Origin of the sequence: Mesorhizobium amorphae (genome assembly GCF_014843845.1) — a bacterium.
GTDB classification, from domain to species: Bacteria; Pseudomonadota; Alphaproteobacteria; order Rhizobiales; family Rhizobiaceae; genus Mesorhizobium; species Mesorhizobium amorphae_A.
On record NZ_JHQS01000014.1, the window covers coordinates 1 to 24,356 of the forward strand.

Genomic DNA, 24,356 nt, shown 5'->3' on the forward strand with positions numbered 1-24,356 from the left:
CGACCATGGCCAGGGCGATGCCGAACAGAACCGAGAAGAACAGGACCTGCAGGATGTCGCCTTGCGCAAAGGCACCGACGATCGTTGATGGGATGATGTTCATCAGGAAGCCGGTAAGGGACTGCTCGTGGGCCTTTGCGGCATAGCTATTCACGGCCTGGACATCGAGCGAGGCCGGATCGATGTCGAGGCCCGCGCCCGGCTGAACGACATTGGCGACGACAAGGCCCACGATCAGTGCCAGCGTCGAGAAGGTGAGGAAATAGACCATCGCCTTGCCGGCAACTCGGCCAACCTTCTGGAGATCGTTCATGCCGGCGATGCCGGTCGCAATTGTCAGGAAGATGACAGGCGCGATGATCATCTTGACAAGCTTGATGAAGGCATCACCCAGCGGCTTCACGCTTTCGCCGATCCCCGGATAGAAATGGCCGAGGGCGACGCCAAGGGCGATGGCGGCAAGCACCTGCACGTAGGGCTTGGCGTAGAAGGCCTTGCGAGGCGCGGCGCCCGCGCTGCGGACATGTGGAGCTAACACCATTTCTCTCCCCAACCGGATAGGGGCCGGGCTCTTCTTCCCATCCCAGGCTTCTCCCATCGCGGCGCTCCGGTCGAACGCTGCTTGCCATGCCGGCCGCAAGTGCCGTGCCAAAATGAGGACCTGCGCCAGTCACGCCCTTTCCCGGTTTCGGTCATCTCGCGCCAGTGGCCATGTGCGGATTTCCGCACCGGCTGCCTTCACTCGGGGCGGAATTCCACACTAAGGTTCGCCATAGCGGTCGGGTCTGAAGAATGCGGTGGCACATGACGGGAGTGACAACGGCGCCTTACAGCAGCTCGCCTTTTGATGTTCCCTGGCAGATCGGCCGCCGGTCGACCTCTCTGGCGTGCGGTTTTGCTCACACTTCTTGGTGGCCCCCTCGGTTTTGTCGTCTTTGCGACGGGCCGCATTGCCGGCACCAGAGCGCAGTATTCTCTACGCGAGCGTGCTCTTGCCATCCCCGCAACCGACAGTTTGAAAGGAGACGTCGAAAGGCAGATGGTTTCCGGGTGGGCGCGCGACGGTGCGGTTCAAGAGATGCTTATAGTCCGAAGCACTGCCAAGGAAGCCGCGCTTACGACGAGCTTCGCGCCATCGCCTCTTCCACATCATCACATTGACGCAAATGACGGTTGCCGCGAGCGGCGAGCCGACCGGTGTCGTCGGCTCCGGATGCCGCTTCCGATCACTTCATGGTGATGGCGAACGGCACAGCCACGCAACACCTCTGCACGGTCATTGCACCAAACACCGCGGAGACGCTGGGGCGACATGGGTGTTGTTCGACTTCTATCTGCTCGACGACTGATAGCACTGAGGGAATTCTATCATAGGCGTTGAGTTTCCTATCACAAATGAAAGAAAGCTCGATTGACTGGCAACCCTCATTCCGGTCTGCTGAATCAACGTGCGGTTGCGCCCGGCAGAAGCCTAGAACGGGGCCACACTTCAACGAAGGAGAGCCAAGCCATGCGTCAGGTATCGCCTCGCTTTGCATTCAACTACATGGCGGCGCCCCGACTTGATGTTCGGGCATTTTTTGCGCTTGCCCGTGACCAAGGCCTGCCCCACACCCAAATCCGCGACCATCTTTTCAGCAATCCTATTGCAGGCGGCATGCCGGCTGCGGAAGTCCGGTCTGCCGCCACCGAGGTCGGCGTCTCGATTATCTCTGTCAACGCCTTGCAGCGCTTCAATGCGTGGCCTCCCGCGCGCAGGCCAGCTCGCCGATTACGCCGCGGCCTGCGGGGAGAAGACGCTGGTCCTGGTCAACGACGGCTCGGGCGACAATGCCATTTGCCGAGAGCGTTTACGCGCCGGACGACGTCGCAGGCGCAAATGCCGCGAGCATTGATTTCGCGGCGCGAGATCGAGGATGACATGCTAGACTCAGACAATACTCGCGAATCCGAACAAAGTGCCGGGGAGACACCGTCATGCTGCACATCGCTTCAGCACGCGAAAAGAGCTAACTCAAAGCCCGAGACGAACAACGCGGTCCCCATTGTGCCGTCGCACGAGAGTGCACTTGCCGGGGTCTTCGAAATATCGAAAGTACTCACCGCCCCCTCCCGGCTCGAAGTCACGCTGGCCAAGGTCGTCGATCTTCTGCGATCGTTTGTGCAGATGCGGTGCGGCATCATCTCTCTCCTCGACGGTGATGGCCAGCTGGACATCACCGTAGGCGCCGGCTGGAGCGAGAGCTGCGATGAGCGCTGCCGGATGTACCTGCCGCGGAAGGCAATCGACCAGATTGTGACGACGGACACGCCCCTCGTCGCCGAGAACATAGCGGTGCATTCGGCCTTCAGTGCCGCCGACACGGACGTGCTCGGGGCCTCCGACGCCATACGAGTGTCGTTCATCGGTGTTCCCATTCGCGTCGATGCGAACGTCGTGGGCACGCTGACCATCGACCGCGTGCTGGACAATGGGTCAAGATCTTGGCTCGATTACAACCTCCGTCTGCTACCCGTGATCGCCAACCTGGTGGGACAGACAGTGAAGTTGCGTCGCTCATTCGCGTGCGACCGCGAGCAACCGATGGCGGAGAAGGAGCGGCTGCAAAAGCAATTCTGCGAGCTCAAGCGTCCTGCGCGGGAGCGTAAGAAGGTTTACGTCAAGGGGATGATTGGCGACAGTCCGGCGCTACGCGGTCTGCTCGAGAAGGTCGCGGTGGTAGCCGAGGCGAAGATTACGGTTCTGTTGCGAGGCGAATCCGGTACCGGGAAGGAACTGATCGCCAAGGCCATTCACGGGTTGTCGCCGCGCGCCAAGCGGCCCTTCATCAAGCTCAATTGCGCGGCGCTGCCTGAGACAGTCCTGGAATCCGAATTGTTCGGTCATGAGAAGGGTGCCTTCACCAGCGCGTTCAATTCGCGCAAGGGGCGCTTTGAGCTTGCCGACAAAGGGACGTTGTTCCTGGACGAGATCGGTGAGATCTCGGCCTCGTTTCAGGCAAAGTTACTGCGCGTGCTGCAAGAGCAGGAGTTCGAGCGCGTCGGCGGCAACCAGACCATTAAGGTCGATGTTCGCGTCATTGCCGCCACGAACAAGAACCTGGAAGAGGCGGTTGCAAGGAACGAGTTCCGAGCCGACCTCTATTACCGCATCAGCGTGGTTCCCTTGCTGGTGCCGGCGTTACGCGAAAGGCGCAGTGATATTCCGCTCCTCGCGGCTGAGTTTCTCAAGAATTTCAACGATGAGAACGGCCGTACGCTGACCTTCGATCCGAGTGCGATTGACGTACTGATGAACTGTGATTTTCCCGGCAACATTCGCGAGCTCGAAAATTGCGTGCACCGCACGGCGATCATGGCGGCGGGACCATCAATCGGGAGAAACGACTTTTCCTGCTCCCAGGGCCAATGCTTTGCCGCGGCGCTGTGGAAGAGCAGATCGGGCGAGAGCGCGCTGCAACCGGGGCCGATCGTGCCGGTGCCAGTGAATCCGGCCGCACCGCCGGCTGCGGCCGCCAGTTCCGCCGCCGCGGCAGTCCCGCCAGCGATCACTGGGCAGCGACCGCTAGCGCCTGCTGGCGCAGCCCACTTAAATAGTTCGAGGATCATCGATCGCGAGGGTGTCATCGCGGCCATGGAAAGATGTGGCTGGGTGCAGGCAAAGGCGGCACGCCTGCTTGGACTGACGCCGCGCCAGATTGGCTATGTGCTGAGGAAATACGGCATCGAGATCAAGCGTCTGTGAAAGGACGACTGAGGCGAATAGCTGGGACAAATCAAGCGTTGGTGGTTTGGCGGGCCTTTGCCCGATGACGAGGGGATGCAGACCCCGCGTTGGCGCCAATTCGACCCGATGGAGGACAGCCCGCCCGACCTCACGGCAGTCGGCGTCCCGACAAAGGTGGCGTGAAGCAGCGCTATGACGCCGGTTTGTCGGCCATCTTGCTCTCGACCATCAGCTGATGCCGGATGCCCTTCGCGACTGAAATGGAGAAAAATATGTCCGATGCAAAACTGCAAAGTGTGCTTTCGTCACTTTCGCAAGTGGCGAGACAGTTAGAGGCTGTGCCATCCGGCCGACCAGCGCCGGATGCAAGTTGCGTCAAGCTAAACACGAATGAGAACCCATTTCCGTTGCCGACAATCATAATGCAAAGTGCGATTGCGGCCCTCGAACGGCAGTATCTATATCCAGAGGACGACAACATCAGCTTGAGGGAAGCAGCCGCCAATGCCTACGGCGTCTCCAACGATCAGGTGATCGCCGGTAACGGATCGTCTGAACTGCTCGGGCTCATTTACAGAGCTTTCCTTGCCCCGGGCGACAGCGTGGCGATGATGTCGCCAGGTTTTTCGTTCAACCGCAAACTTGCCATGTCGCAGGGCGCTCAATTTCTCGAAATCGGATGGGGCGAAGCTCATTCCTTGCCGATAGAGCAATTGCTTTCCGGTCCTGCAAAAGACGCCAAGTTCATTCTGTTGGCCAATCCGAACAATCCGACAGGAACGTTTGTTCCGGTGGCCGATATCGAACGTCTCCTAGCACAATCGGACCGCTTGATCGTCCTGGATGAGGCCTACGTCGACTTTGCACCTGATAATGGTCTGCGCCTCATCGATCACTATTCGAACCTTCTGGTCTTAAGAACATTTTCGAAAAGCTATGCAGCCGCCGGCGTTCGCGTCGGTTTCGGTTTCGGTCACCCCGAAATTATTGGCAGGCTGCGCAACATCCAGAACGTCTTCAACATGAATGTGATCGGGCATGCGGTTGGTATAAGCGTGCTTGCGCATCGCGCCGCCTATGCAGAGAACCACAAACACATCAAGCATGAACGACAGCGAGTGACCTTGGCGCTGTTGCAACTTGGATTTTCCGTAATACCTTCCCATGCGAATTTCTTGCTAGCCCATGTGCCAGCGGAACAGGACGGCTCATGGTGGCAAGCAGCCTTGGAAAGGCAAAAGATACTTGTTGCCTTTTTTCCCGATAAAGGTTTGCAAAATCATATCCGCATCAGCATCGGCACAAAAGAACAGATGGATGCATTTCTTGCAGCCGCGAGAGATATTTCTGGAAGCTTAAAGATGCCAAGCGCCAGACGTTGGGCAGCATCAGGCTCTGCTTCCGCGCTACGCGGGCGATAATCCGAGCAATCACACACCTTCTATATCTTCGAATTGCTTGCTCATCGCAAGCAAGAGAACTTCCTGCGTTAAACTTGGAGAAGTCGAGTGAGAAACGCCCTTCCTTCAACCCTGACCTTCGGCATCTTCGATCACCTGGACGAGGACGGCCGCGATATCGCCCGACAATACGCGGATCGCCTGATGTTGGCGGAGGCGTGCGATCACCTCGGTTTCTATGCATATCATCTGGCAGAGCACCACTGTACCCCGCATGGGAGAGGTCCATCGCCGAATCTGTTCTTATCGAGCGTCGCCCAGCGCACCCAGCGCCTTCGTGTCGGCCCGTTGGTAATGCTACTTGCCCTTTATCATCCGCTGCGAGCGTTCGAAGAGATCTGTATGCTTGACCAATTGAGCGGCGGCAGGCTCGAACTCGGTATAGGACGCGGCTCTTTCCCCACCGAATTGGGTTACTTCGGGATTGGTGCGGACGCGGCGCCAGGCCAGTATGTGGAAGCCAGTGAAATCCTTATTAATGCGATGAAGGGCGGCACATTATCTTATCAAGGGCGCCATTTTGAACTGAATGACGTTCCTTTGACGCTAAGACCTCATCAGCGGCCGCATCCGCCGACCTGGATCGCCACCAATCGACCCGAGCCGGCAAGCTGGGCCGCGGCTAATGGCGCAAATATCGCGTGCGTGGGACCTTCCTCTTCTGTTCGCAGAATTACTGATGCCTTCCGCGCCGGTCCAGCGCACAAAACTGAGGCGGACGATCGAGCACCATTTCTTGGATTGCTCCGAATGGTTGTGATTGGGCGTTCTGAAGCAGATGCGTATTCGCTCGCGGCACCTGCTTACGAACGATGGCTTAAGAGCTTCAAATTCCTTTACGACCTCAATGCCATCCCGACTCCACCAAACCTGCCGCTGACCTTCGATGCAGCAATCGAGAGTGAATTGTGCGTAGTAGGATCGGCAGCTTCTGTGCGAAAAGCTCTGCTTGGTCAGTTGGAAGAGGCAGGTGCCAACTACCTTCTTTGTCAACTGGCATTTGGGGATCTGCCGCTAGATGCATCCCTGTACACCGCAACGACGATTCAATCCGAAATCATGGCTCAAGTCGGCTGACCATGAAATTTGCTGTCTGATTGGAGATCAAAATCGTTGTCGCAGCGCTCCATGACATTCCCCGTTCAATCTGTGGGACGACCCTGCGTATAATGCCGGGATTGATATTCCGATATCATTTTGCCGATCGCCGATCCACCGGCACGGTCGGTGTCTGGTACTTGCGTGTCTCTGCCGAGGTGTGGCCAAGCTGCTTCTGAACATAGCGTTCATCAACCTCGGCTGAGGCGAGGCGGGCGCGCAGCGAGTGGCCAAAATTTTTGACCACGCTCGCCTTCGTTGAGATCACCGCGCACCCTGTCGGCCAACGCTGCAGGCTTCACCAGCCGCGCCACGAGCGACGCCAGGCCGCCGAACGATGGCGATCAGACGCAAGGGCGGTTCGAGATCTCGGAAAAGCTTCTCCGGAGCCTGCACAGTCCCAACTCATGATCGCGGATGGATCTGTGAGCCGGCGTGCATGCCGCGGTTCCGCTGGCGCATCGGTCATGCGAGCCGTGCCGGTGGCTCATTCGTCGCCTGCGAGACCGTCGAACGCCTCAAGCAGTGCATCGACAATCGCCTGGCCGAGCGCCTGTGCTTTCTCACCGATTTGGGCTTCGCTTCCGTTGCGGGCGGCGGTGGCGAGTTCCGAACCCTGATCCGTCAGGATCGCATTGGCCCGATCGATCGCCCATTGCGCGAAATCGTCCCGGCTGTCGATGATCCTGGTTTCCATCAATGCGCGCTCCCGCGTTTAGGATTTGTTTAGCCTATCTGGGCTAAGATCAAGGTGCGCGATGGGTACTGCGTTCGCGCCACAACACGCCTCGATCCTTGCAGCGTCATCCCTGCTGAGCAAGTCCGCTTCGCCCGACCGGAAGCGCGATTTTGCGTTTCCGTGGCCACTTGCAGCTCTGAACGATCGTTTTGGGCCGAACAGCGCGGCTTGGAGCAGTGAGCGTGGGTCAGTCAGACGATCAGCCGCGCGGCGCGGCCTAATTGGCGCTCAGCGTCGTTGTAATAGCGCGACGCCTGTTGCACGGAGCGGTGCTGCGATTTCTGCATCGCTTCAGATAGCGGAATGCCGCAGCGGGCGGCTCGGTGAGATATCCGGAGCGCAGGCCGTGTGTGGAAAAGAGTATTGGACCAAGCCCGGCCTCGGCAATGCGGCGTATCACGCGTCACCGGCTCGACGACCGCGAAAATGGTCGGCGGCCTCGACCCGGTTCATCCGTTCGCGCCTGCGGACCTCCGCTGGCAGATGGTAGAGATCCTATGGTGAATAGCGGCCGCCACTCTGCGAGGGTGAAGTCGCCAAAAACCATCCAGGAGGCTCGCAATGAAAGTCGTAGACCGTTCCGATTCGCCGAGCGCTATTCAATTCGCGTTGAGCTTGCTGCAATCTTCGTTTCTTTGGAACTCTCTCGTTCGAAATGGCTGATCACGTCGCTATCGCCAGGTGCCGGCGAGCGCATGTCGAAGTTCGCGGTGACAGGCGGGGATGCTCCAGGATTGTTAGCCTGCCTCACCGAACAGCAGCGCAAAGCGAAAGCACGTACCGGTCGTAGTTTTCGGATCATAATCGATCCAAGAAGCCCCCCTCGATGGGTTCTGGATTCATCGGATTACCAACCACGATACCTACAAGAAGCGGGGCAAGCTGCGGCTCGAACTGAGATGCTCTGGGCAAGCTACGCAAGAACTTGCCCAAAGTGCACGAGAGGTCTGTAAGGACGTGGCGATTCCAGAAGGCGCCAGGGAACTTGGGAATTGAACTGGACGCTTTACCATCTTTCGATGCGAACTTTGGCCCGCGAACTGCCGAACGGCCACGGATGCCCGAGAAATCACCGATGGCCAAGGAGGTCGTCTCGTCGCTCGGGCGGCGGCCGATTGTGCTCGTCGGGCTGCCGGGCGCCGGCAAGTCCTCCATCGGCCCAGCTCTCGCGCGGCGACTCGGGCTCGCCTTCGTCGACTCCGATAAAAAAATCGAAAGAGTGACCGGCATGTCCTTCACGGAAATTTTAGATGCGAAGACAAAGGCAGGCAGTGGTTCAGGGACCGCGAGACGAGCTTGATCGCGCAGTGTGTTGAGAAAGGGAACGTGGTCCTCGCAACTGGCGGCGGCGCCTTCGAGCGTGAGGAAACCCGGCGCCTCATCCTGGACAATGCGGTCTCGATTTGGCTCGACACTGACCGAGGCGAGATCTGGAAGCGCCTTGCGAATGACATCAGCCGCCCGTTGCTGCAGATCGACGAGGCAGAGGAGACCAACGGGCTGCGGGGCTCCGACAAGAAGGCCATCAAGAAGGAGCGTTTCGAGGAAATCGTGCAGGGGCGCACGCCGCATTACCGCCAAGCCAATCTCACAGACGTTCCGCCCCATAAAAGGAACAACAACAGGAACGCCGAAGCATGCGTGGCGACCCTGCACGCCTATCTCAGCGGCGGCGCAGGGCAGGGTGCTCGGCAGGTCGGCTCGTTTCAGGAGCTTCCTGTTGCGCCAAGCTCGTAGGGGGCGGATGCGCGGCGACAATCAAGGTGGGGCTCTCATCCTGATCGGGTTCTTCCGCATATTTGGTGCAGGTTGCGCGATCCACGGATGGAGCTAATAAGTTCGTAGAGTCGGATTCCCCTGCAGGCTGACAGGGTGGTGCTTGTTGCCCGTCCGAAGGCGATGGACTCGTGCTGGCCATGTTCTCATTCTTGCTGGAAAACTGCCGAAAGCCGAACTCATCCGAAGTCTGCTCCCGGCATCAATTGTTAATTTATGGACCTACCGAAGCAACAGTCTGCACGACGATTTGGAATTGCCCGGCTAGTTATGAGGGTTCGGTTGTCCCGATCGGCCGTCCGATTGCGAACACGCGGGTGGACCTGCTGGACGGTCATGGCGCGCCCGTGCCGTTCTGAGCGGTGGGTGAGCTTTACGTTGGCGGTGCAAGCGTTGCCAACTGCTGCTCGAACCTCGTCAGCATTGTTGCAGGCGAAGCGGTTCAAGACGGACGAAACAGCGAAGATCGTACATTCCTTCTCCGTCTCCCGGATGTGGTTCCCTGGAGAGGAGCAGACGATGCGACAATGGCATGGGGCGACGGACGGCTGGCGTGAAACTGCGGAAGAGAAGTTGCCGATTGGTCGTTTGTTGGAAACGAGAGAGGTGCGAAAATGATTGCGTTCATTTCGCTGGCGGCGGGTCGACCTGAAGAAAGTCATCAAGGAAGCAGGGGGGTAAGCTTTAGGCGCTCCACTATTTTCACCCGACGTTTCTCCATTCCTGTTGCCCCAATATTCGTTCGTCAAGGGGCGGTCTTTGTATTCTTTGTATCGGGCGCAATACCGAACCGCTCGAAGACTTCATTGAGCAGCATTGCTCCGGTCAAGTAGATAGCGATCGATCGGTTGCCGCGGCGGTGGCGCCAGCGGGATTATCGCCGTGAGCGCAGGAACGGCGTGGGGTGGTGGGGTCGGACCATGCGGGGTCATGGCGTGCTGCTTGAGAGCGCTCGCGGCTGCCCCGGCAGGCGAACAACTCGTGACGATCATGCGTCCGCCGCAGCTTGGGCACGGCCGCTCGCCCGCAAATTGCTGAGCTCCGCCGCCCGATGACCACACCCCGGAAGTACCAGACGACTTCCGAAGCCGCGTGGCAGGATATGGAGTAGGAACCGACGGAAGAACTCGTCTGTGGCGAGCGTCATGACTTTGCCGCCGGTCGGCGCCAGGGTGGCGATAATCCTTATAGCGGAAGGTGACTCCGCTCTCGCCGAAGCGGCTGAGGCTCAGCGGCCTTCGACGGTGTCCGACAATTTGTGTCGGTTTTGGCGATTTGACGACATAGGCTTGTTTGGCCGGCTTCCTGGATGTTTTCGGCTAAGTAACTGAAAGGAAATCTACAATCCATTTTTTAGCTCCACCATACAAATTGGCATGAATTTTGCTTCCCCCTCTGTTGAGAGCCGGCGGAGTTGCTTGCTAGGTAACAGCGAGGAGATCGCTCGGCAAAATTGAAGGACTGAAATAAGTGGGTTTGTTGAGACTGATTGCGTTCCTCCGCTGGCGGCCATGCGTCTGCGGCTACGGCCTCCGCAGCGCTTGTAGACGTGCCCAGGGAGTACCGTGTTCCTGTCGAGGCCGATGATTTGGAGGCGGCGCCAACTATGAGTGTTTTAGATGCGCATTAGGTTGCAGGCGAGTCTCGTCATGTTTGGGATGGTATTTCCCCTCGGCGCGATGACTGCGAACGGACAGGAGACCAGCCTCCTCGACATACAGCAGGGGTCAGAGCTAACCGCGGTCGCCGGCCGTCTGGGACAGGGCGGATACGAGCTGTCGGATGGCACCTGGGTGTCTTTCGACAAGTGGTACCGTAGCAAATGGATCGACATGCGATTTGAAATGTTGACAAAGCTGTCGGACGATTTCGGTCTCCTGTGGGGCGCCAGTTCCGGCCAGCGCGCCAAAAAGGTCCGTATCGACCCGGGTATGAAACTCGGCTTTATTGTGCAAAAGCGACCGACACCGTCCACGACGCTTTCTCTCATCGTCAGTACGATTTTGGGCGGGAACCTGACGGAACAACCCTGCACCGCTAAATATGGCGACATCGGCGGCGTCCAGACTGTGAATTGCCGTCTGGCGGCGTCGCGGCTTCCGCCCGCGGACACGTTGAAACATCTGATAAACGTCCATCCGAGCCGATTGAGACTCAGACTCTGGTTCAGAGGTCAGTTCTAGCGATGGTGAGATGATTCATTTCGTTGATGAAGAACAACAGACAGGAGTTTAATTTGCACAGAAAGCAATTGTTGCCGGTAGGATTCGTTGCGGGTTTTGTCGTGTGCCTGTTGGCACCAACCGGTTTCGCTGGTGACCTCGATGCCGGGGTCACCGGCAAAGGGAGGGCCGGGACGCCAACCACGGAAGGAAGTACCTCGGGCTGCGCACAAAATCCCGACAGCACCTTTTGCTGGATGAGCCCGGATATTGGTGAAGCATGGGCATCGGGCTATACCGGTTCTGGGGTATCTGTGACTATCGTAGACGACTTCACAGGTGAAATGGAAGACCTTGGGGATCTCGGCCATGGCCCCCAATGGCGGCAACATGGGCAGTGGATCGCTCAAGCAGCCGGCATGGTGGCACCTGGCGCAAAGATACTCGAGCTTGACTATCTGGAACCAGGTCCGCTCACGCTGGAGGACGGGCTCAATGTCATCAATCTGAGCTATGGCCTTGAGAATCCAGTGAGCGAGTATCCGCTCGAGCAGTCGATTGTCGATGCGGCTCGGGCGGGTGCTGCGGTCTTCACAAAGGCAGCCGGCAACAAGGCCGTAGCGGTAGGTACCCCGACCGAAGGGGATATTGATTTCCTAGCTCTCGACCTGACTGGGGCGCCATCGACGATCTTTGTGGGTGCGCTCGAGCACAATGGCACTCCCGAAAACAAGGCAAAGCTCGCCTCCTATTCGAATTATGCCGGTTCAGGTTCGGAGGTGCAGAACCACTTCCTGACGGTGGGGGTCGATAGTGACAAGATTGGGCTATCCGGAACGTCTGTCGCGGCACCTGTGATTGCAGGCTATGCCGCCATCCTTGGCAGCAAGTTCACGACCGCAACACCGACACAGATAACCAATCAGCTGCTGGATACAGCCAGGACCGACACGCTCGTCAACTATGATGCGGCGACTTACGGCCGCGGCGAGGCCAGCCTTTCGAGGGCACTGGCACCCGTTTCGATCGAGTAAACGAGCACATCGACCGAAAGAGCAAACTTGTTGCGAGGCGTTGATGAGCCACAAAAACGCCTCGCAGAATCCGCCTTTACATCCGCCAGCCTCTCCACTGCGCCGCTATGCATCCTAAGGATGATCTGCGCGCCACTGACATGCTCCGGATTGCGCAGTGGTTCAATTCATCAGAAACAACGTTCCTGCGATCGCCAACAAATGTGGTTGCCGACTATCAGGTCAGGACATGGGTCGGCGGCCAAACACACACCCAGGTCGAGGGGCAATTCGTAAGGTTCTGAATGCACCCCTTTTAAAAGACAGGCCAGCATTCCTCGATGACCCTACATGGGGAGCACGAGGAATTGTGGGGCGGGACGGAAAAGAGTAATCCCGCAGCATTAGATTTCCACAGGACTGGCGGGATTGAAGAAGGCGGGACGAACCGGGGAAAAGGCAGCAGGGGGAAGCACATTGACCCTGAGGATGGCGTTTTCATCCTCCAGTTCCGCATCTGGCTGAAAGATTTGAGCCCGATGGTGTGGCATCGGGTTCAGGTTCCCTTGACGATCACGCTGCACGAGTTTCATGGCGTTCTTCGGGTCGCCATGGGATGGGAAGGCATCCAGTTCATCATTCACACGGTTCGGTACGGCTGATGGGAGACAGGCGCTAGTTCCTCTGCCATTGCGCTTGCCGATCTGAAGCTGCGCAAGGGCAGCCGGCTTCTGTACGAGAACAACCTGGACAACGAGGTTCGGCTGGAGGAACGCCGGCCTATCAATCCGGGCACTCGCTATCCGGCCTGCACGGGAGGGGACGGCAGCTGCCCGCAGCAGGATTGTGGGGCGCTCAGGGCGTGGGGATTTTTATGGCCCAATCTAGGTGGCCTGTCGGCGCCGACTATTTCCAGCGCAGTGGTCGGACATCGCCCCGCGCGACGGTGGGCCTGGGCGTTCTTGAACTGGATCTTTGGTACGTCATCGATCTCTGGCGCTCTTACTGAGGCGCCAAGCCTATTTTGTAACGCTTGGCGAGAGCCCAAAACCAGTCCGCGTCTCGATCAACCACTCGTTCTTCTTCTCGGACAGCATGACCTGCGCGGTCAAACAGTGCATAGCAAAGTGCTTCATCATCGTGCCGAGCGTAGTAGGCGATTCCGTCTGCATCGATATGGGTCGACAAGGCTTTCGACCAAGCTTGGGGTATGTCGTAGGGCAAGCCGCCATGTACAACCTCCGCCGTCGCGCCCAAAACTGCAAGGCCCGAGCCCGCGAGCTTGATCAGCTTTATGTGGCATGATGCTGCCCAATGATGACACTGGTCAATCGCCTAAGGACGGCAGCGCACCTTGATCGCCTTCGAATCCTGGGCCAGGCCTATCGTGATTGGGAATTCCGTCGGGCGGGTTGCGCGAAGTGGCGGCGCACGCATAACCGTTTCGGAGCTTACGCCCTAAGGTGTGTCGTCTTTGATTGCCGCACTGGGAGAAGAGTTGGCAATTCTCGACGCGAAAATGGAAAGCGAAGCGACCGCCAACTGGCATCGGTTGAGCGTAAGACGGCTTGACGAATGCTCATTGCCACGCAGTCAAATTGCACGCATAGGCTTGGCATAGAGGACGCGGCCGAGGAGGTGCTTGAACGAAGCTGGTCGCCGACGAGACTACCGCCCGGGTCTTAAGCCGGGGCGCGGCAAGACCAAGATACAAACGTTGCCCGAGGGCAATCCGCCATGCACTCGTACACCACACCACGAGATACGATCTGACGAGGAACCATGATACGCAGTCAAAAAGAGAAGATGCTCGCAGGCGAGCCGTATAGTGCGGCGGATTCGGAGATCCAAGCTGACCTGCTGGCCACCGGGGCTTGGCTGAAGCGGTACAATGACACGTTGGGCCAAACCGCCGAGAAGTGGCATGCGCTCCTGTCCGAGCGGTTAGGAGAGCTTGGGCTCGGAGCGGTCATCCGTCCGCCCTTCTATTGCGACTACGGCTTCAACATCCGCCTCGGAGCCCACGTATTCCTCAATTTCAACTGCGTCATCCTTGACGTGGTAGAGGTGACGATTGGCCAAGGAACGGCAATTGGGCCTGCCGTGCAGATCTACACCGCAGATCATCCGCATGATCCTGAGCAGCGGCAGAGTGGGCTACAGCTCGGGCGTCCTGTCCGCATTGGCAGCCGTGTCTGGATCGGCGGTGGAGCAATCATTCTCCCGGGCGTCACGATTGGCGACGATGCGGTCGTGGGCGCTGGCAGCGTGGTCACTCGAGATGTCCCCGCAGGGGCAACAGTCGTGGGAAGTCCGGCTCGGGTGCAAGGGGTTCAAAGTCGTTGAACTTGGCTGCCAAGCTCCGCTATGCCGAGTGGCTGTGCAAAGCAACCCGTCAATTACGCGCAATTGCGGCCGGTTGGGCGGATGCCGCTCCGCTTATATTCGGCATAATCTCGGGTCTTACACCGCCTCGAGGGAGGCCAGGTCCTTAATCGCGCGCCGCCTGGAAAGTGCTGCGCATCGTTCTTTCCATCCTTTGCCGACATATCGCGCATGGCTCCGGTGTCGGCATGGACAGCATTCTTGTCGAGGCTGATAAGCTCGGACGCATCGCTGCATCCGCGACGTGTATGGCGAGGCAGACTGGGCGGCCGTGCGCGTTTGTAGCGCCCGCCAAACCGTGTCGCCGACAAACACGCCATCTACAACGATCTCGTCGGCCTCAACCGGATGGAACGGGTCACTCTAGACAATGGCCGACCAAACATCAGGTCCGGCACCCCGCTGCTGCGGTGGTATCGAGTTTCTCTTCGGGAATGTCGTCGAAGGACGCGTAGTTAAGATTGTAGAGTTTGGAATAGAGACCACCCATAGCCATCAGTTTGTCGTGGTTGCCGGTCTCAATGACCTGGCCATTCTGAAATACGACGATACGGTCGGCGCCGCGGATCGTTGCAAGGCGGTGGGCGATGACGAGGCCAGTGCGGCCTGCAAGCAGTTTTTTCAGAGCCTTCTGAATCAGCATTTCCGTGTAGCTGTCGATGTTGGCGGTGGCCTCGTCGAGGACGAGGATCTTGGCGTCGGCAACGAGAGCTCGGGCGAAACTGATAAGCTGGCGCTGGCCGAGAGAAAGGTTGCCGCCCCGTTCGCCGAGTTGGGCTTCATAGCCGTCGGCAAGGCTCATGATGAAGTCGTGGGCGCCGACCGCCTTGGCAGCCTCGATCACCTTGTCGCGCGTGGCTTCCGTCTTATGGTAGCGAATGTTCTCGAGGACCGTCCCGGTGAACAGGAACGGCTCCTGCAGCACCATGGCGACCTGGCGGCCAAGCGATTCCTGGGTGAGATCGCGCACATCCTGTCCGCCGACCAGCACTTGGCCCTGCTGAACATCATAGAAGCGATGGACGAGGGCCATCGCGCTCGATTTACCAGAACCGGTCGGCCCGACCAGGGCGACCGTCTCGCCGGGATTGGCCCGGAAGGACACATTTTTCAGTACAGGATGGTTGGGATTGTAGCCAAAGCTGACGTTCCTGAATTCGACCGAGCCGTTCATTTCGGCCGAAAGCGTCTGGGCATCCGGTTTGTCCTGGACATCGATCTTGACGTCGAGCACATCGGTTAGGCGCTTGCCGGAGGCCATGGCGCGCTGCATGATCGAATATTGCAGAGTGAGCGAGCGGATCGGATCAAAGAAGCGCTGGATGTAGAAAAGATAGGCGACCAATACGCCCACATCGATACGGCCGTTCATGATCATGGAGCCGCCGACCACGATGGCGACGGCCATGGCGAGGCCGGTGAGCCCATCGACGATCGGGACCATGACCTGTGCATATTTGGCAGCAATCAGGTGAGTCCTGAGATTGGCATGGGCCTTGTCGTCGTAGAGAATGAAATTCACCTGCTGGCGGTCCATGGACTGAACTGTGCGCACGCCGTGAATGGCTTCAGCCAGCGCGCCGTTGGCGACCGAATTGGTCTCGTGCGCAGCCATAAAGGCGTCGCGGGCACGCGGCAGCCAGAAGATGCGGACGATGAACAGGATCGGCAAGACCGAGAGCGTCAGGAGGCCGAGGCGGAAGTCGAGCCACAGCATCACGAAGACGATGCCGAAGAGAAGCGCAATATCGCCTACGGAAAATAATGAGCTTGCGAGGAATTCCTGTATGGAGTTGACGTCGCCTTGCAGGCGGGACATCAGGCGTCCGACCTCGGTCTTGTCCATGAAAGAGAGCGAAACCCTCTGCAGATGGCCGAACATGGCGCGGCGGATGTCGAAGAGGACATTCTCGGCCGTTTTCCCAATCACGGCTTCCTGCGTGTAGCCAGCGGCGAAATTGACCAAAATCGCGAGAAGGAATGCTCCGGCGGCCGCAAGCAGGTAGGAGTGATCGATGCCTCCCGGAGCCATACCGAGGTCGATCGCGTTGCGAATGATCAATGGGATGAGAAGCTGCGTGCCCGTGAAGATCAGCAATGCGGAAACCGAGATGAATAGCTTGGCCTTGTAGGGACGCGCGAAGGCCCAAATGCGCCGGATCACGTTCTTGTCGAAAGCCCGGCCGAACATCTCCTCTTCGATTCGGTGCGAGCCGACAACCGCGCGGGGAGGGCGCTTGCCGTCGCCACGGACGTTATTGCGTTCGCCTTCAAGTTCGTCGCCGTCCTCTTGGGCCATCAGCGCCCGTTCCCATACTCGATCATCATGTCATCACTCGGAGCGCATCTGCAGATCGTAAAGGGCCTTATATCGTTCTCGCTTCACCAAAAGCTCTTCATGGGTGCCGCGCTCGACGATCTCGCCGTTGTCAATAAAAAGGATCTGGTCGGCGTGCATGAGCGAGCTCAGCCGGTGGGCGATGATGATAGTCACCCGCTCCTTAGCGAAGCGCCGTATCGCCGCGCGGATGCGCTGCTCGGTGGCGGCATCGATCGCCGCGGTCGAGTCGTCGAAAACGACGACCGACGGGCGCAGCATCATGGTGCGCGCAATCGTGAGACGCTGGCGCTGGCCGCCCGAGAGAGAGATGCCGCGTTCGCCCACGACCGTCTCGTAGCCTGCTGGTAGCCCTAGGATGTAGTTGTGCAGCTGGGCGGATTCGCTAGCGCGCTCAATCCGCTGTTCTTTCGCCCAGGGATCGCCATAAGCGACGTTGTTCTCGATCGTGGTGGTGAACAGGAATGCGTCCTGCTGTACGACCGCGACCGCCTTGCGAAGAGTTGCTAGGGTGACCTTGCGGATGTCCTGCCCGTCAAAGGTGATGGCGCCCCCAGTGACGTCGTAAAAGCGGGGGATCAGGTGAGCCATCGTCGATTTGCCCGAACCCGGCGGACCGACGATCGCGATTGTCTCACCCCTACGGGCCTCAAAGTTGATGTTCTTCACAATCGCGCGGTTTTCGGTGCTGGGATATGCAAAGGAGACATTGTCGAAGCGCAGGGTGCCTTCGCTGATCTTGAGCGGTCTGGCGTCGGGAGCATCCCTGATTGTGATATCTTGGTCGAGGAGACCGAAAAGACGCGAACCGCAAGTGGAAGCGCGGGCGAATGCATTGACGATCAGGCCAATCTGGCGCACGGGCATTTGCAGGATCGTCATGAATGTCAGGAATGTGGCGAGCTTTCCGACGGTGATCTCGCCGGCGATTAGCTTGTTGCCACCGATCCAGAGGACCAAACCCATGGCGAAAAAGTAGGACAAGGTCATCGCCGACGTGTTGGGTGCGTGGATGTCAGCGAGCTCGTGGGCGAGGTCGAGCGCGTTCTTCGAGGCGCGATCGAACTTCAACATCTCATAAGTCTGTGCCGCAAAAGCGCGGACGACGCGGATGCCTCCGAGATTTTCCTCCATCACGCGGCTTAGGACCGAAAACCGCTCCTGTAGGTCGAGCCAGGTGGCCCGCAGCCTAAGCTGTGTGACGGACGAGCGCCAGCCGACGAAAGGTACGAAGCTGAGCGCGAGAAGACCGAGCACTGGATCGGTGGAGATCAGCATGTAGGCCCCCATTCCAATCAGCATGGTGAGCAGGAGGGCGCGAACGAGGGCGGTGGAAAAATACATCCGCACGCCTTCGAGATCGAGCATGCCTATGGTGATCAGATCGCCTGAATGCACCTGATCGTGAAAGGAAAAGCTGAGACGTTGGATCTTCTCGTAGCAGGCGAGGCGCAGTTCATACGCGACGTGATGCCCGACCGCTTCGGCAAAATAGTTCTGCACCATCGTGAAGAGGCCGCGCAGAGCGCTGACGGCGAGCAGCAGGAGAGCCGAAATCCAGAGCGCTCCTTCTGCCTCAGCCCCGGTGACACCGCCTCCGATAGCTGTCTGGCTCTGGTCGATCGCTCGGCCGAGAAGCTGCGGGATGAGCAACTGGAGGATTACCGCTACCAGTGTCGAGCCGATGGCGAAGGCGACCTGCCACGGGTGCCGCAAATTCATTCGGGTAATGCGCAGCAGCGTGCTCAAGCCCCGGCCCCGCCCGGCCGCTTCAAGATGCGTGACCGAATTCAGAGGCTTCGTCGCGCCGCCAATAGCATCATTGCTCACGGGTGTGTTCCAGACTGAATTGCGCTTTCTGTGCGCGCCGGGACGACTCACCATGAAACGCGCCCGCCACGTTTAATCCTGGCCACCATCTGCAGCAGTGCCTGCTCCGACGAGCCGAGCCGCGGCTACAGCTGCCGGCATGTCAATGACCGTGATTGCGCTTTCTGCAAGGAAACGACGTTCGTTTCTGGTGAGCGTTGCCGCATCGATTACAGCAAAATGGGATCCTTCCGAGCGCTTCATGATCTGTCTGGCGTAGGTGCGCAGCATCTGATCGTTGAAGCGGCAGCCGACGAAGAAGAAGCCACGGTTGATGCGCCGTTCCTTCACCACGTCAGGGATCGGCGTCTGAATGTCGATTTCGGTTAGGACTTCGACATAGTCGGAATCGGCGACGAGGAAATTTGCGGCCGGCCTAACACTGCCATGAGGGGTATAGAGAACCGTCTTTGCCGCTGGCCCCGGGCCGAGTTCGTTCCCGGACAAGTCGTAGGTTTTCGTCCAAATGTTACCGATTTCGTTCGCCCGCGTAACGCCTTGTATCTCGACGACGTCCGCTCGGCCGGCCTCTGCGAGGGCGGCTCGCATAGCGCCGTCGTACCAGCTGTCGATGATGAGGGAGAGCGGCAGCTTTGCCAGCCAGGCGTGAAGGACGGTCGGTGCCGCCGGCGCTGCGAATATCTCGGCCATCCATGCTTGAAGCGTCCGGCGATGCCGGCGCTGTTCGATGAACTGTGCGACCGACCACATATTGGTGCGAATCCTGGAAGGGGCCGGCGCGCGCGTGTTGAGCGCCGCGGCGACGGCTTCCGGACCATGCGGTACAGGCGTTTCCGCGGAGCTGAGCCGGAGGAGACCCGGACCGAGATATGGGATCACCGCATCGGCCGCGAGGGCTTCATTCAGCAGGTCAAGGAGCTTTTCGGCAAAACTGTCGCGGAGGACGACGAGGTGGCGCGGGGTCAGGATCGTTTTCATGCTCGCTTCCTCTCACTGCCCTGTTATCAACCCGCCCAGCATCAGTCTTGGTCGGAAATCTTCCTGGCCTCGACCGTGATCGGCAGACGCGTATCTCGTGGAAGGTCGGGCAGGATGAACCGCCACCCGTTTTTGAGCGTTACGACCCCGCCCCACACGTCTTCGTTCTCGAGCTTGACGATCGGCTCTTCGAGATCCTTCTTGGGCACATATGCCGACAAGCCAGCACCGGTCCTGCGAATCATTACTTTCATCTGGCTGCTCCTCGATTTGCAGTGCTGTCGGCCCTGCAAGGAACTTCGACTTTGTCGAGACTCATAAGTTCACGCGCTCGCATGCCGACGATCGTGCCGCGATCGACCCATTCGACCGCATAGATGAAGAACTGCTGGAGAAAGGTGCCAATGTCGCGCACATAACCCTCGTCGCCCTTGCGCACGAGGTTTTCGCCGATGTCCCTGCCAGGATAGGTGCCGTCATTCTTTATGTGTCGCGTGGCACGGACCCGCTCACCCGGCATAAATCGGGGAGGCTTGCGGATTTCGACCTCCTGTTCGCGTCCAAGCCACATGGCCGTTCCTTCTTTTCTCGAGGCTGCAGGTTGTCGGCAAAGGAGTTCCAGGTGCCCTCCGGAGGCGAACCCGGCCGTGTCGCTAGCCGAATTCAGGCAGGAACGCAGGTCTTCGGCACCGGACACACCGAGGCGCACTGCTGGGTGTCGAAGCCCTCCTTGCATTCGGTGCACTTGTCCGGATCAATCACGTACCTCTCGCCCTTGAACTTGATCGCGACGGAGGGACATTCGAACTCGCAGGCGCCGCATTGGGTGCATTGGGATGCGATGATCTTGAAAGCCATTTTAACTCCTGGTTCGATTGGAATGAGACAGCTCAGGCCGTCGCCGCCAGCGGTTGGATCCCAAACTCGGCGGCGTAAAGCGCGCTGACCGCGGTCTCGATGTAGTCATGGCCATAAGCGTCGGTTGCTCGGATTCCAGCTTCCGCCAGCTGATCCTTAGGGCAATCTCCGATTTTGGCGCACAGCACGATGTCTATGCCTTCCAACGCGGCGATAACGCCGTCGAGGGTGGCGTTATCGCCGCGGCCGCCAAGACAATACTGCTCGACTTTGCGATGCCCGACGAAGCTGATCCCTCTCGGCGAGACTTCATAAACCTGGAATTCCTTCGCATGGCCGAAGTGTTCGTTGACGCGGCCGCCGCCCCTGGTGGCCACGGCGACGAGAAGGGACTTGCCTGAACCCGCTGCCTTGACCATTCCGATCGCCTCGCTCCTGGCCGCCACATGATCACGGCGCTCGCTCGCGACCACCTCTTGATAGGCTTCGCGCCTGCTGGGATCGTAGGTGACCTCGCCGGGAATGCTGTCGAGCGCGAATTCCTGGCCACGATCCTGGCCGAGCAGGCCGACGGCATCGGCCCGGCACTGCCGGCAGTGGCGCATTAACTTGGCGCCGCCTTCCAGACGGTCCTGAAGGGTCTTCATCTCCATTGCATTTGGGCCGCGCTGCCCGGTCAGGCCGAAGTGGGTACCGTGCGCCGGGTCGGAAATCAGCGGCATGACGTTGTGCAGGAACGCGCCGCGCTCCTTGACCCATTTGTTCACCTCGATCAGATGCTCGTCGTTCACGCCGGGGATCATCACCGAATTGATTTTGGTGAGAATGCCGCGCGTGGTCAGCATCTCCAGGCCCAGCATCTGCCGCTCGTGAAGGATCCGGGCGGCTTCAATGCCGACGTAGCGGCGATGGTCGTAAAAGATCCAAGGATAGATCTTTGAGCCGACTTCAGGGTCGACCATGTTGATAGTGATCGTCACGTGATCGACATTGATGTCGGCGAGCTCGGCGACATGGTCCGGCAGCGCCAGCCCATTGGTGGAGATGCACAGCTTGATGTCGGGGATTTCCCTGGCAACTCGTTCGAACGTTGCCTTTGTCTTTTTCCAGTCGTAACAGGCATCGCCCGGTCCGGCGATGCCGAGTACGGAAAGCTGCGGCACCTCGTTGGCGACCGCGATCACCTTGCGTAGCGCCTGGTCGGGCGTCAGCTTTTCCGAAACGACCCCAGGCCGGCTTTCGTTGGCGCAGTCATATTTGCGATTGCAGTAGTTGCACTGGACGTTGCAAGCCGGGGCGACCGCGACGTGCATGCGCGCGAAATAGTGATGCGCTTCTTCCGAAAAGCAGGGGTGATCCTTGATCTTCTCCCAGACAGCCGGATCCATGTCGTCCGACTTTCCCGACAAGCCGCAGGTTGAAGATGCGCAGCCACCGGATTTCGCGGTCGCCAGCAACTGGTCGAAGGATGTCGTGCTGGTCAGGCCCTCAAGCGAAATGATCGGTGCGGACATCGAACGGCTCCGTTGCTGGTAACGTCGCAGTTCGAGGCGCAAGAGCTATGCCAGCTCAAAGGGTGGTTTTAGTTCACCAATTGGCTTTCCGTGTCGGATTCTGTCGGTTTGCTCCGGCACAATTTTGTCCGGCTTCCGACAGTGGACAAGCAAACCGGTCGCGAAGGGCACCGCGTCTTGGGCGCGCAGAATGTGAGGAAGACTACTCCGGCCTGACGTTTGACATCATCAGGCGCCTAGAATTTCTTCACCTCGATACCATGCCGGCGCAGAGCGTAGCCGACCTGCCGCGGCGTGAGGCCGAGGATACGAGCCGCCTTGGCTTGAACCCAGCCGGCCTTCTCCATCGCGTCGGTCAGGCGGTCGCGTTCCGTCAGATGCGGGCCTATTGCGGGGCAAGCGGGATCGTTCGGGTAGACGACCTTGACGGGCGATACCTCGCCTTCCGGGGCACCGATGCGCCGAACCTGCATCGTGTCACGCTGGGAGAGCTCGTCGATGGCATTGCCGCCATGCGAACGGTCGGCTCCTTTCCAGAGGAGCGACGAAAGGCATTGGCTGTTCTTGCAGGCGAAATCCGATGGAGTGATCGTCCTCGAACGCGCAAGCGTAGCCGTCCTTTGCACGCAGTTTTCCAGCTCGCGGACATTGCCAGGGAAATAGCATTGCGAGATCAGATCAAGGGCCGATGGCGCGAAGGCGAGCTCGCGATGGTTCTCCTTGTTGAATCGGTCGAGGAAGGCGTTCGCAAGGCGTGGAATATCGCCGGCTCGCTCTCTGAGCGGGGGCAGGATAATTGGCACAACATTGATGCGGTAATATAGGTCGGCCCTGAACTCCCCATTTACGACGGCCGTCTCGAGATCCTTGTTGGTGGCGCATATGAGCCGGACATCGACCTGAAGCGTTCTCGTGCCGCCCACTCGCTCCAGTTCGCCTTCCTGCAGGACGCGCAACAGCTTGGCTTGAAAGGCAGGCGAAATCTCGCCGATTTCATCAAGTAGCAGTGTTCCGCCATTTGCCAATTCGAATCGGCCGGCGCGCTGGGAGATAGCCCCGGTGAAGGCGCCCTTTTCGTGTCCAAACAGCTCCGATTCCAGAACGCTTTCAGACAGTGCGGCGCAGTTCAATTTGACGAACGCCTTCTTGCCCCGAGGTGAAAGCTTATGGATGGCCTGGGCAAAGAATTCCTTGCCGGTGCCGCTTTCGCCCCGCAGAAGCACGGTGGAATTAGTCCTTGCCACGACCCTTACGGTTTCGAGCACCTGCTTGAGTGTGGGACTTTCTCCGATGATCCCGTCGATTTTGACATGCCGATGCCGGGCTGGGTCGGTCCTCTCCTCGTCGAGCCATTTCTGCGGTCTGCGTTGCTCCTCGATGAACCGCTGACGATCCATGCTCAGGATGTGATGGAGACGAATGGTGCGGCCGACAAGGTTGGCGACCATGGTTAGGAAGCGTACATCCTCGTCGCAGGGGGAGCTGGTCTCGCCATCACCGACACGGTCGATCGACAATGTCCCAATGATCTCGTGTTCAGCCTTTACCGGGATACCGATGAAGGCAATTGGGACGGTGCCGCCGCTCGAAGATGGTTGAAGGTCAGCCTGAAATAGGTCGGACTTGCTAACATCCGGTATGACGAGCGGCGCCCCCGTAGCGACGATCTGGTCTATCGCGGCTTGCGGTATGACGCGGCCAATTCCTGATTGAGGTGGGTGGGCGCTGCCGGCGGATGCGGCAATCTCCGGCTCCACTTTAGCGTCCAGGACGACGATTGCTCCATGACGCATTTGCACAAATGAGGAGAGGGTATTCACGACATTCGCAATCGTGATCTCAAGCCGGGTGGGGGCGGTCAGGATCTTCGATATCTCGTAGATTCCCCTGAGCGAGATATCCGCTTCATGATTGGAGTTGATCCGTGGTTCAGGCAGGATGTTAAGAGATCCTCCTTCATCGACCCAATTTCGCAGTACGTGAGCCATGCAAACACCTCAGGGGTTGTCGTCCAGGGTGTGCTCCTCCCAAGCGCCGTTTTGTATTCGAATTCCGAAACTCACACTATTCACTAGCTTCTTTCTAATTTGAGAGGTCATTCTAGCAGCGGCTGACGTGCCGAAACTTCAGGTCCAGTACGAACCACGCTTTTGACACGATGCGTGCGCCGGTCATCCGAACTTGAACAGGACACCGAAGCCGCCGCGTGGATAGTCCCACTCGATCTCGCCACTGGTCTCGCACAATATCCGGCAGGTGCCGCACTCCATGCAGCCGTCGGGGGTGATCTCCACTTGACCCTTGTCGTTCAACTCATAGCATTTCGCCGGGCAAACGTGGGTCAGCGCGAGCAAGTTCGCGCTTGGCCTCTCGTGCGGTCGCACTTTGATATGCGGACGGCCAGGATCGACCAGGTAGCGGTTCTGGTAAAGCTTGTCCTCGACACGTGACTTCGTCACTGCGATCGTCATCTCGTCT

21 protein-coding genes and 5 pseudogenes are annotated in these 24,356 nt (G+C 58.9%); 11 read left to right on the top strand and 15 right to left on the bottom strand.

All coding sequences use genetic code 11. The annotated features are described in order from the left end of the window. The coding region (locus DH08_RS07245) for a cation:dicarboxylate symporter family transporter (RefSeq protein ID WP_192178672.1) at window positions 1-541 on the bottom strand (541 nt) is incomplete at its 3' end. Between the two features lie 1,380 nt (window positions 542-1,921). Here DH08_RS07245 and nifA (DH08_RS07250) point away from each other — a divergent pair. The 3 genes from nifA (DH08_RS07250) to DH08_RS07260 all read left to right on the top strand — a co-directional run bounded on the left by nifA (DH08_RS07250) (window position 1,922) and on the right by DH08_RS07260 (window position 6,264). Further along, the gene (nifA, locus tag DH08_RS07250) at window positions 1,922-3,745 is read left to right on the top strand and encodes a nif-specific transcriptional activator NifA (RefSeq protein ID WP_192178733.1); all 1,824 of its coding nucleotides are present in this window, start codon (window positions 1,922-1,924) and stop codon (window positions 3,743-3,745) included. Window positions 3,746-3,999: 254 nt separating this feature from the next. Then, window positions 4,000-5,148 carry a histidinol-phosphate transaminase gene (gene hisC / locus DH08_RS07255; protein ID WP_192178673.1) on the top strand — a complete coding sequence of 383 codons (1,149 nt, stop codon included), beginning with the start codon at window positions 4,000-4,002 and terminating at the stop codon, window positions 5,146-5,148. An 87-nt stretch (window positions 5,149-5,235) separates the two neighbouring features. Beyond that, window positions 5,236-6,264, top strand: a complete 1,029-nt coding sequence (locus DH08_RS07260; protein WP_192178674.1) for an LLM class flavin-dependent oxidoreductase — start codon at window positions 5,236-5,238, stop codon at window positions 6,262-6,264. Between the two features lie 115 nt (window positions 6,265-6,379). Here the strand turns inward: DH08_RS07260 and DH08_RS07265 are convergent. The 3 genes and pseudogenes from DH08_RS07265 to DH08_RS35780 all read right to left on the bottom strand — a co-directional run. Beyond that, window positions 6,380-6,599, bottom strand: a pseudogene (locus DH08_RS07265) (hypothetical protein); the annotation flags it as partial. Between the two features lie 173 nt (window positions 6,600-6,772). Next, window positions 6,773-6,982: a hypothetical protein gene (locus tag DH08_RS07270; RefSeq protein WP_192178675.1), complete on the bottom strand. Its 210-nt coding sequence runs from the start codon at window positions 6,980-6,982 to the stop codon at window positions 6,773-6,775. Between the two features lie 233 nt (window positions 6,983-7,215). Then, window positions 7,216-7,415 (bottom strand): annotated as a pseudogene (locus tag DH08_RS35780) (integrase); the annotation flags it as partial. A 154-nt stretch (window positions 7,416-7,569) separates the two neighbouring features. On the opposite strand from DH08_RS35780, the pseudogene DH08_RS36135 reads away from it, so the two are divergent. The 4 genes and pseudogenes from DH08_RS36135 to DH08_RS07280 all read left to right on the top strand — a co-directional run. Next, window positions 7,570-7,873, top strand: a pseudogene (locus DH08_RS36135) (hypothetical protein); the annotation flags it as partial. Window positions 7,874-8,099: 226 nt separating this feature from the next. Further along, the gene (locus DH08_RS36825; protein ID WP_282595024.1) at window positions 8,100-8,324 is read left to right on the top strand and encodes a shikimate kinase; all 225 of its coding nucleotides are present in this window, start codon (window positions 8,100-8,102) and stop codon (window positions 8,322-8,324) included. After that, window positions 8,321-8,761, top strand: coding sequence for a shikimate kinase (locus tag DH08_RS07275; protein ID WP_282595025.1), 441 nt, complete (start codon window positions 8,321-8,323; stop codon window positions 8,759-8,761). Before DH08_RS36825 ends, DH08_RS07275 begins: the two co-directional genes overlap by 4 nt. A 405-nt stretch (window positions 8,762-9,166) precedes the next feature. Beyond that, on the top strand, window positions 9,167-9,418 hold the full coding sequence (locus DH08_RS07280) for a DUF6946 family protein (RefSeq protein ID WP_192178676.1): 252 nt from the start codon (window positions 9,167-9,169) through the stop codon (window positions 9,416-9,418). Window positions 9,419-9,884: 466 nt separating this feature from the next. Here the strand turns inward: DH08_RS07280 and DH08_RS07285 are convergent. Next, window positions 9,885-10,026, bottom strand: a pseudogene (locus DH08_RS07285) (transposase); the annotation flags it as partial. Window positions 10,027-10,449: 423 nt separating this feature from the next. On the opposite strand from DH08_RS07285, the gene DH08_RS07290 reads away from it, so the two are divergent. Next, a complete protein-coding gene (locus DH08_RS07290; protein WP_246800724.1) occupies window positions 10,450-10,983 on the top strand; it encodes a hypothetical protein in 534 nt (177 codons plus the stop codon). A gap of 26 nt (window positions 10,984-11,009) precedes the next feature. After that, window positions 11,010-11,996 carry a S8/S53 family peptidase gene (locus DH08_RS07295; protein ID WP_246800731.1) on the top strand — a complete coding sequence of 329 codons (987 nt, stop codon included), beginning with the start codon at window positions 11,010-11,012 and terminating at the stop codon, window positions 11,994-11,996. Window positions 11,997-12,379: 383 nt separating this feature from the next. Here the strand turns inward: DH08_RS07295 and DH08_RS36140 are convergent, their stop codons facing one another. Further along, window positions 12,380-12,568 (bottom strand): hypothetical protein, encoded by a 189-nt coding sequence (locus DH08_RS36140; protein WP_246800725.1) that lies wholly within the window; start codon window positions 12,566-12,568, stop codon window positions 12,380-12,382. Between DH08_RS36140 and DH08_RS37110 the strand changes: the two are divergent. Then, window positions 12,515-13,261, top strand: a pseudogene (locus DH08_RS37110) (plasmid pRiA4b ORF-3 family protein). The gene DH08_RS36140 and the pseudogene DH08_RS37110 sit on opposite strands and share 54 nt — an antisense overlap. Window positions 13,262-13,757: 496 nt before the next feature. Then, window positions 13,758-14,321: a sugar O-acetyltransferase gene (locus tag DH08_RS07315; RefSeq protein WP_192178680.1), complete on the top strand. Its 564-nt coding sequence runs from the start codon at window positions 13,758-13,760 to the stop codon at window positions 14,319-14,321. A 424-nt stretch (window positions 14,322-14,745) separates the two neighbouring features. Here the strand turns inward: DH08_RS07315 and DH08_RS07320 are convergent, their stop codons facing one another. The 9 genes from DH08_RS07320 to DH08_RS07360 all read right to left on the bottom strand — a co-directional run bounded on the left by DH08_RS07320 (window position 14,746) and on the right by DH08_RS07360 (window position 24,349). Continuing rightward, the gene (locus tag DH08_RS07320; RefSeq protein ID WP_192178681.1) at window positions 14,746-16,659 is read right to left on the bottom strand and encodes an ABC transporter ATP-binding protein; all 1,914 of its coding nucleotides are present in this window, start codon (window positions 16,657-16,659) and stop codon (window positions 14,746-14,748) included. A gap of 33 nt (window positions 16,660-16,692) precedes the next feature. Beyond that, window positions 16,693-18,528, bottom strand: a complete 1,836-nt coding sequence (locus DH08_RS07325; RefSeq protein ID WP_345892365.1) for an ABC transporter ATP-binding protein — start codon at window positions 18,526-18,528, stop codon at window positions 16,693-16,695. Between the two features lie 72 nt (window positions 18,529-18,600). After that, window positions 18,601-19,506 (bottom strand): SIR2 family NAD-dependent protein deacylase, encoded by a 906-nt coding sequence (locus tag DH08_RS07330; RefSeq protein WP_192178683.1) that lies wholly within the window; start codon window positions 19,504-19,506, stop codon window positions 18,601-18,603. A 41-nt stretch (window positions 19,507-19,547) separates the two neighbouring features. Continuing rightward, window positions 19,548-19,760: a putative nitrogen fixation protein NifT gene (nifT, locus tag DH08_RS07335; RefSeq protein WP_192178684.1), complete on the bottom strand. Its 213-nt coding sequence runs from the start codon at window positions 19,758-19,760 to the stop codon at window positions 19,548-19,550. After that, entirely contained in the window at window positions 19,757-20,077 is a 321-nt protein-coding gene (locus DH08_RS07340; RefSeq protein ID WP_192178685.1) for a nitrogen fixation protein NifZ, read from the bottom strand. Before DH08_RS07340 ends, nifT begins: the two co-directional genes overlap by 4 nt. A 92-nt stretch (window positions 20,078-20,169) precedes the next feature. After that, the gene (locus tag DH08_RS07345) at window positions 20,170-20,364 is read right to left on the bottom strand and encodes a 4Fe-4S binding protein (RefSeq protein WP_192178686.1); all 195 of its coding nucleotides are present in this window, start codon (window positions 20,362-20,364) and stop codon (window positions 20,170-20,172) included. Between the two features lie 32 nt (window positions 20,365-20,396). After that, window positions 20,397-21,878 (bottom strand): nitrogenase cofactor biosynthesis protein NifB, encoded by a 1,482-nt coding sequence (gene nifB, locus DH08_RS07350; protein WP_192178687.1) that lies wholly within the window; start codon window positions 21,876-21,878, stop codon window positions 20,397-20,399. Between the two features lie 236 nt (window positions 21,879-22,114). Further along, window positions 22,115-23,866, bottom strand: coding sequence for a nif-specific transcriptional activator NifA (gene nifA / locus DH08_RS07355; protein ID WP_192178688.1), 1,752 nt, complete (start codon window positions 23,864-23,866; stop codon window positions 22,115-22,117). 183 nt (window positions 23,867-24,049) lie between these two features. Continuing rightward, window positions 24,050-24,349, bottom strand: coding sequence for a ferredoxin family protein (locus DH08_RS07360; protein WP_123169547.1), 300 nt, complete (start codon window positions 24,347-24,349; stop codon window positions 24,050-24,052). Window positions 24,350-24,356: the final 7 nt, after the last annotated feature.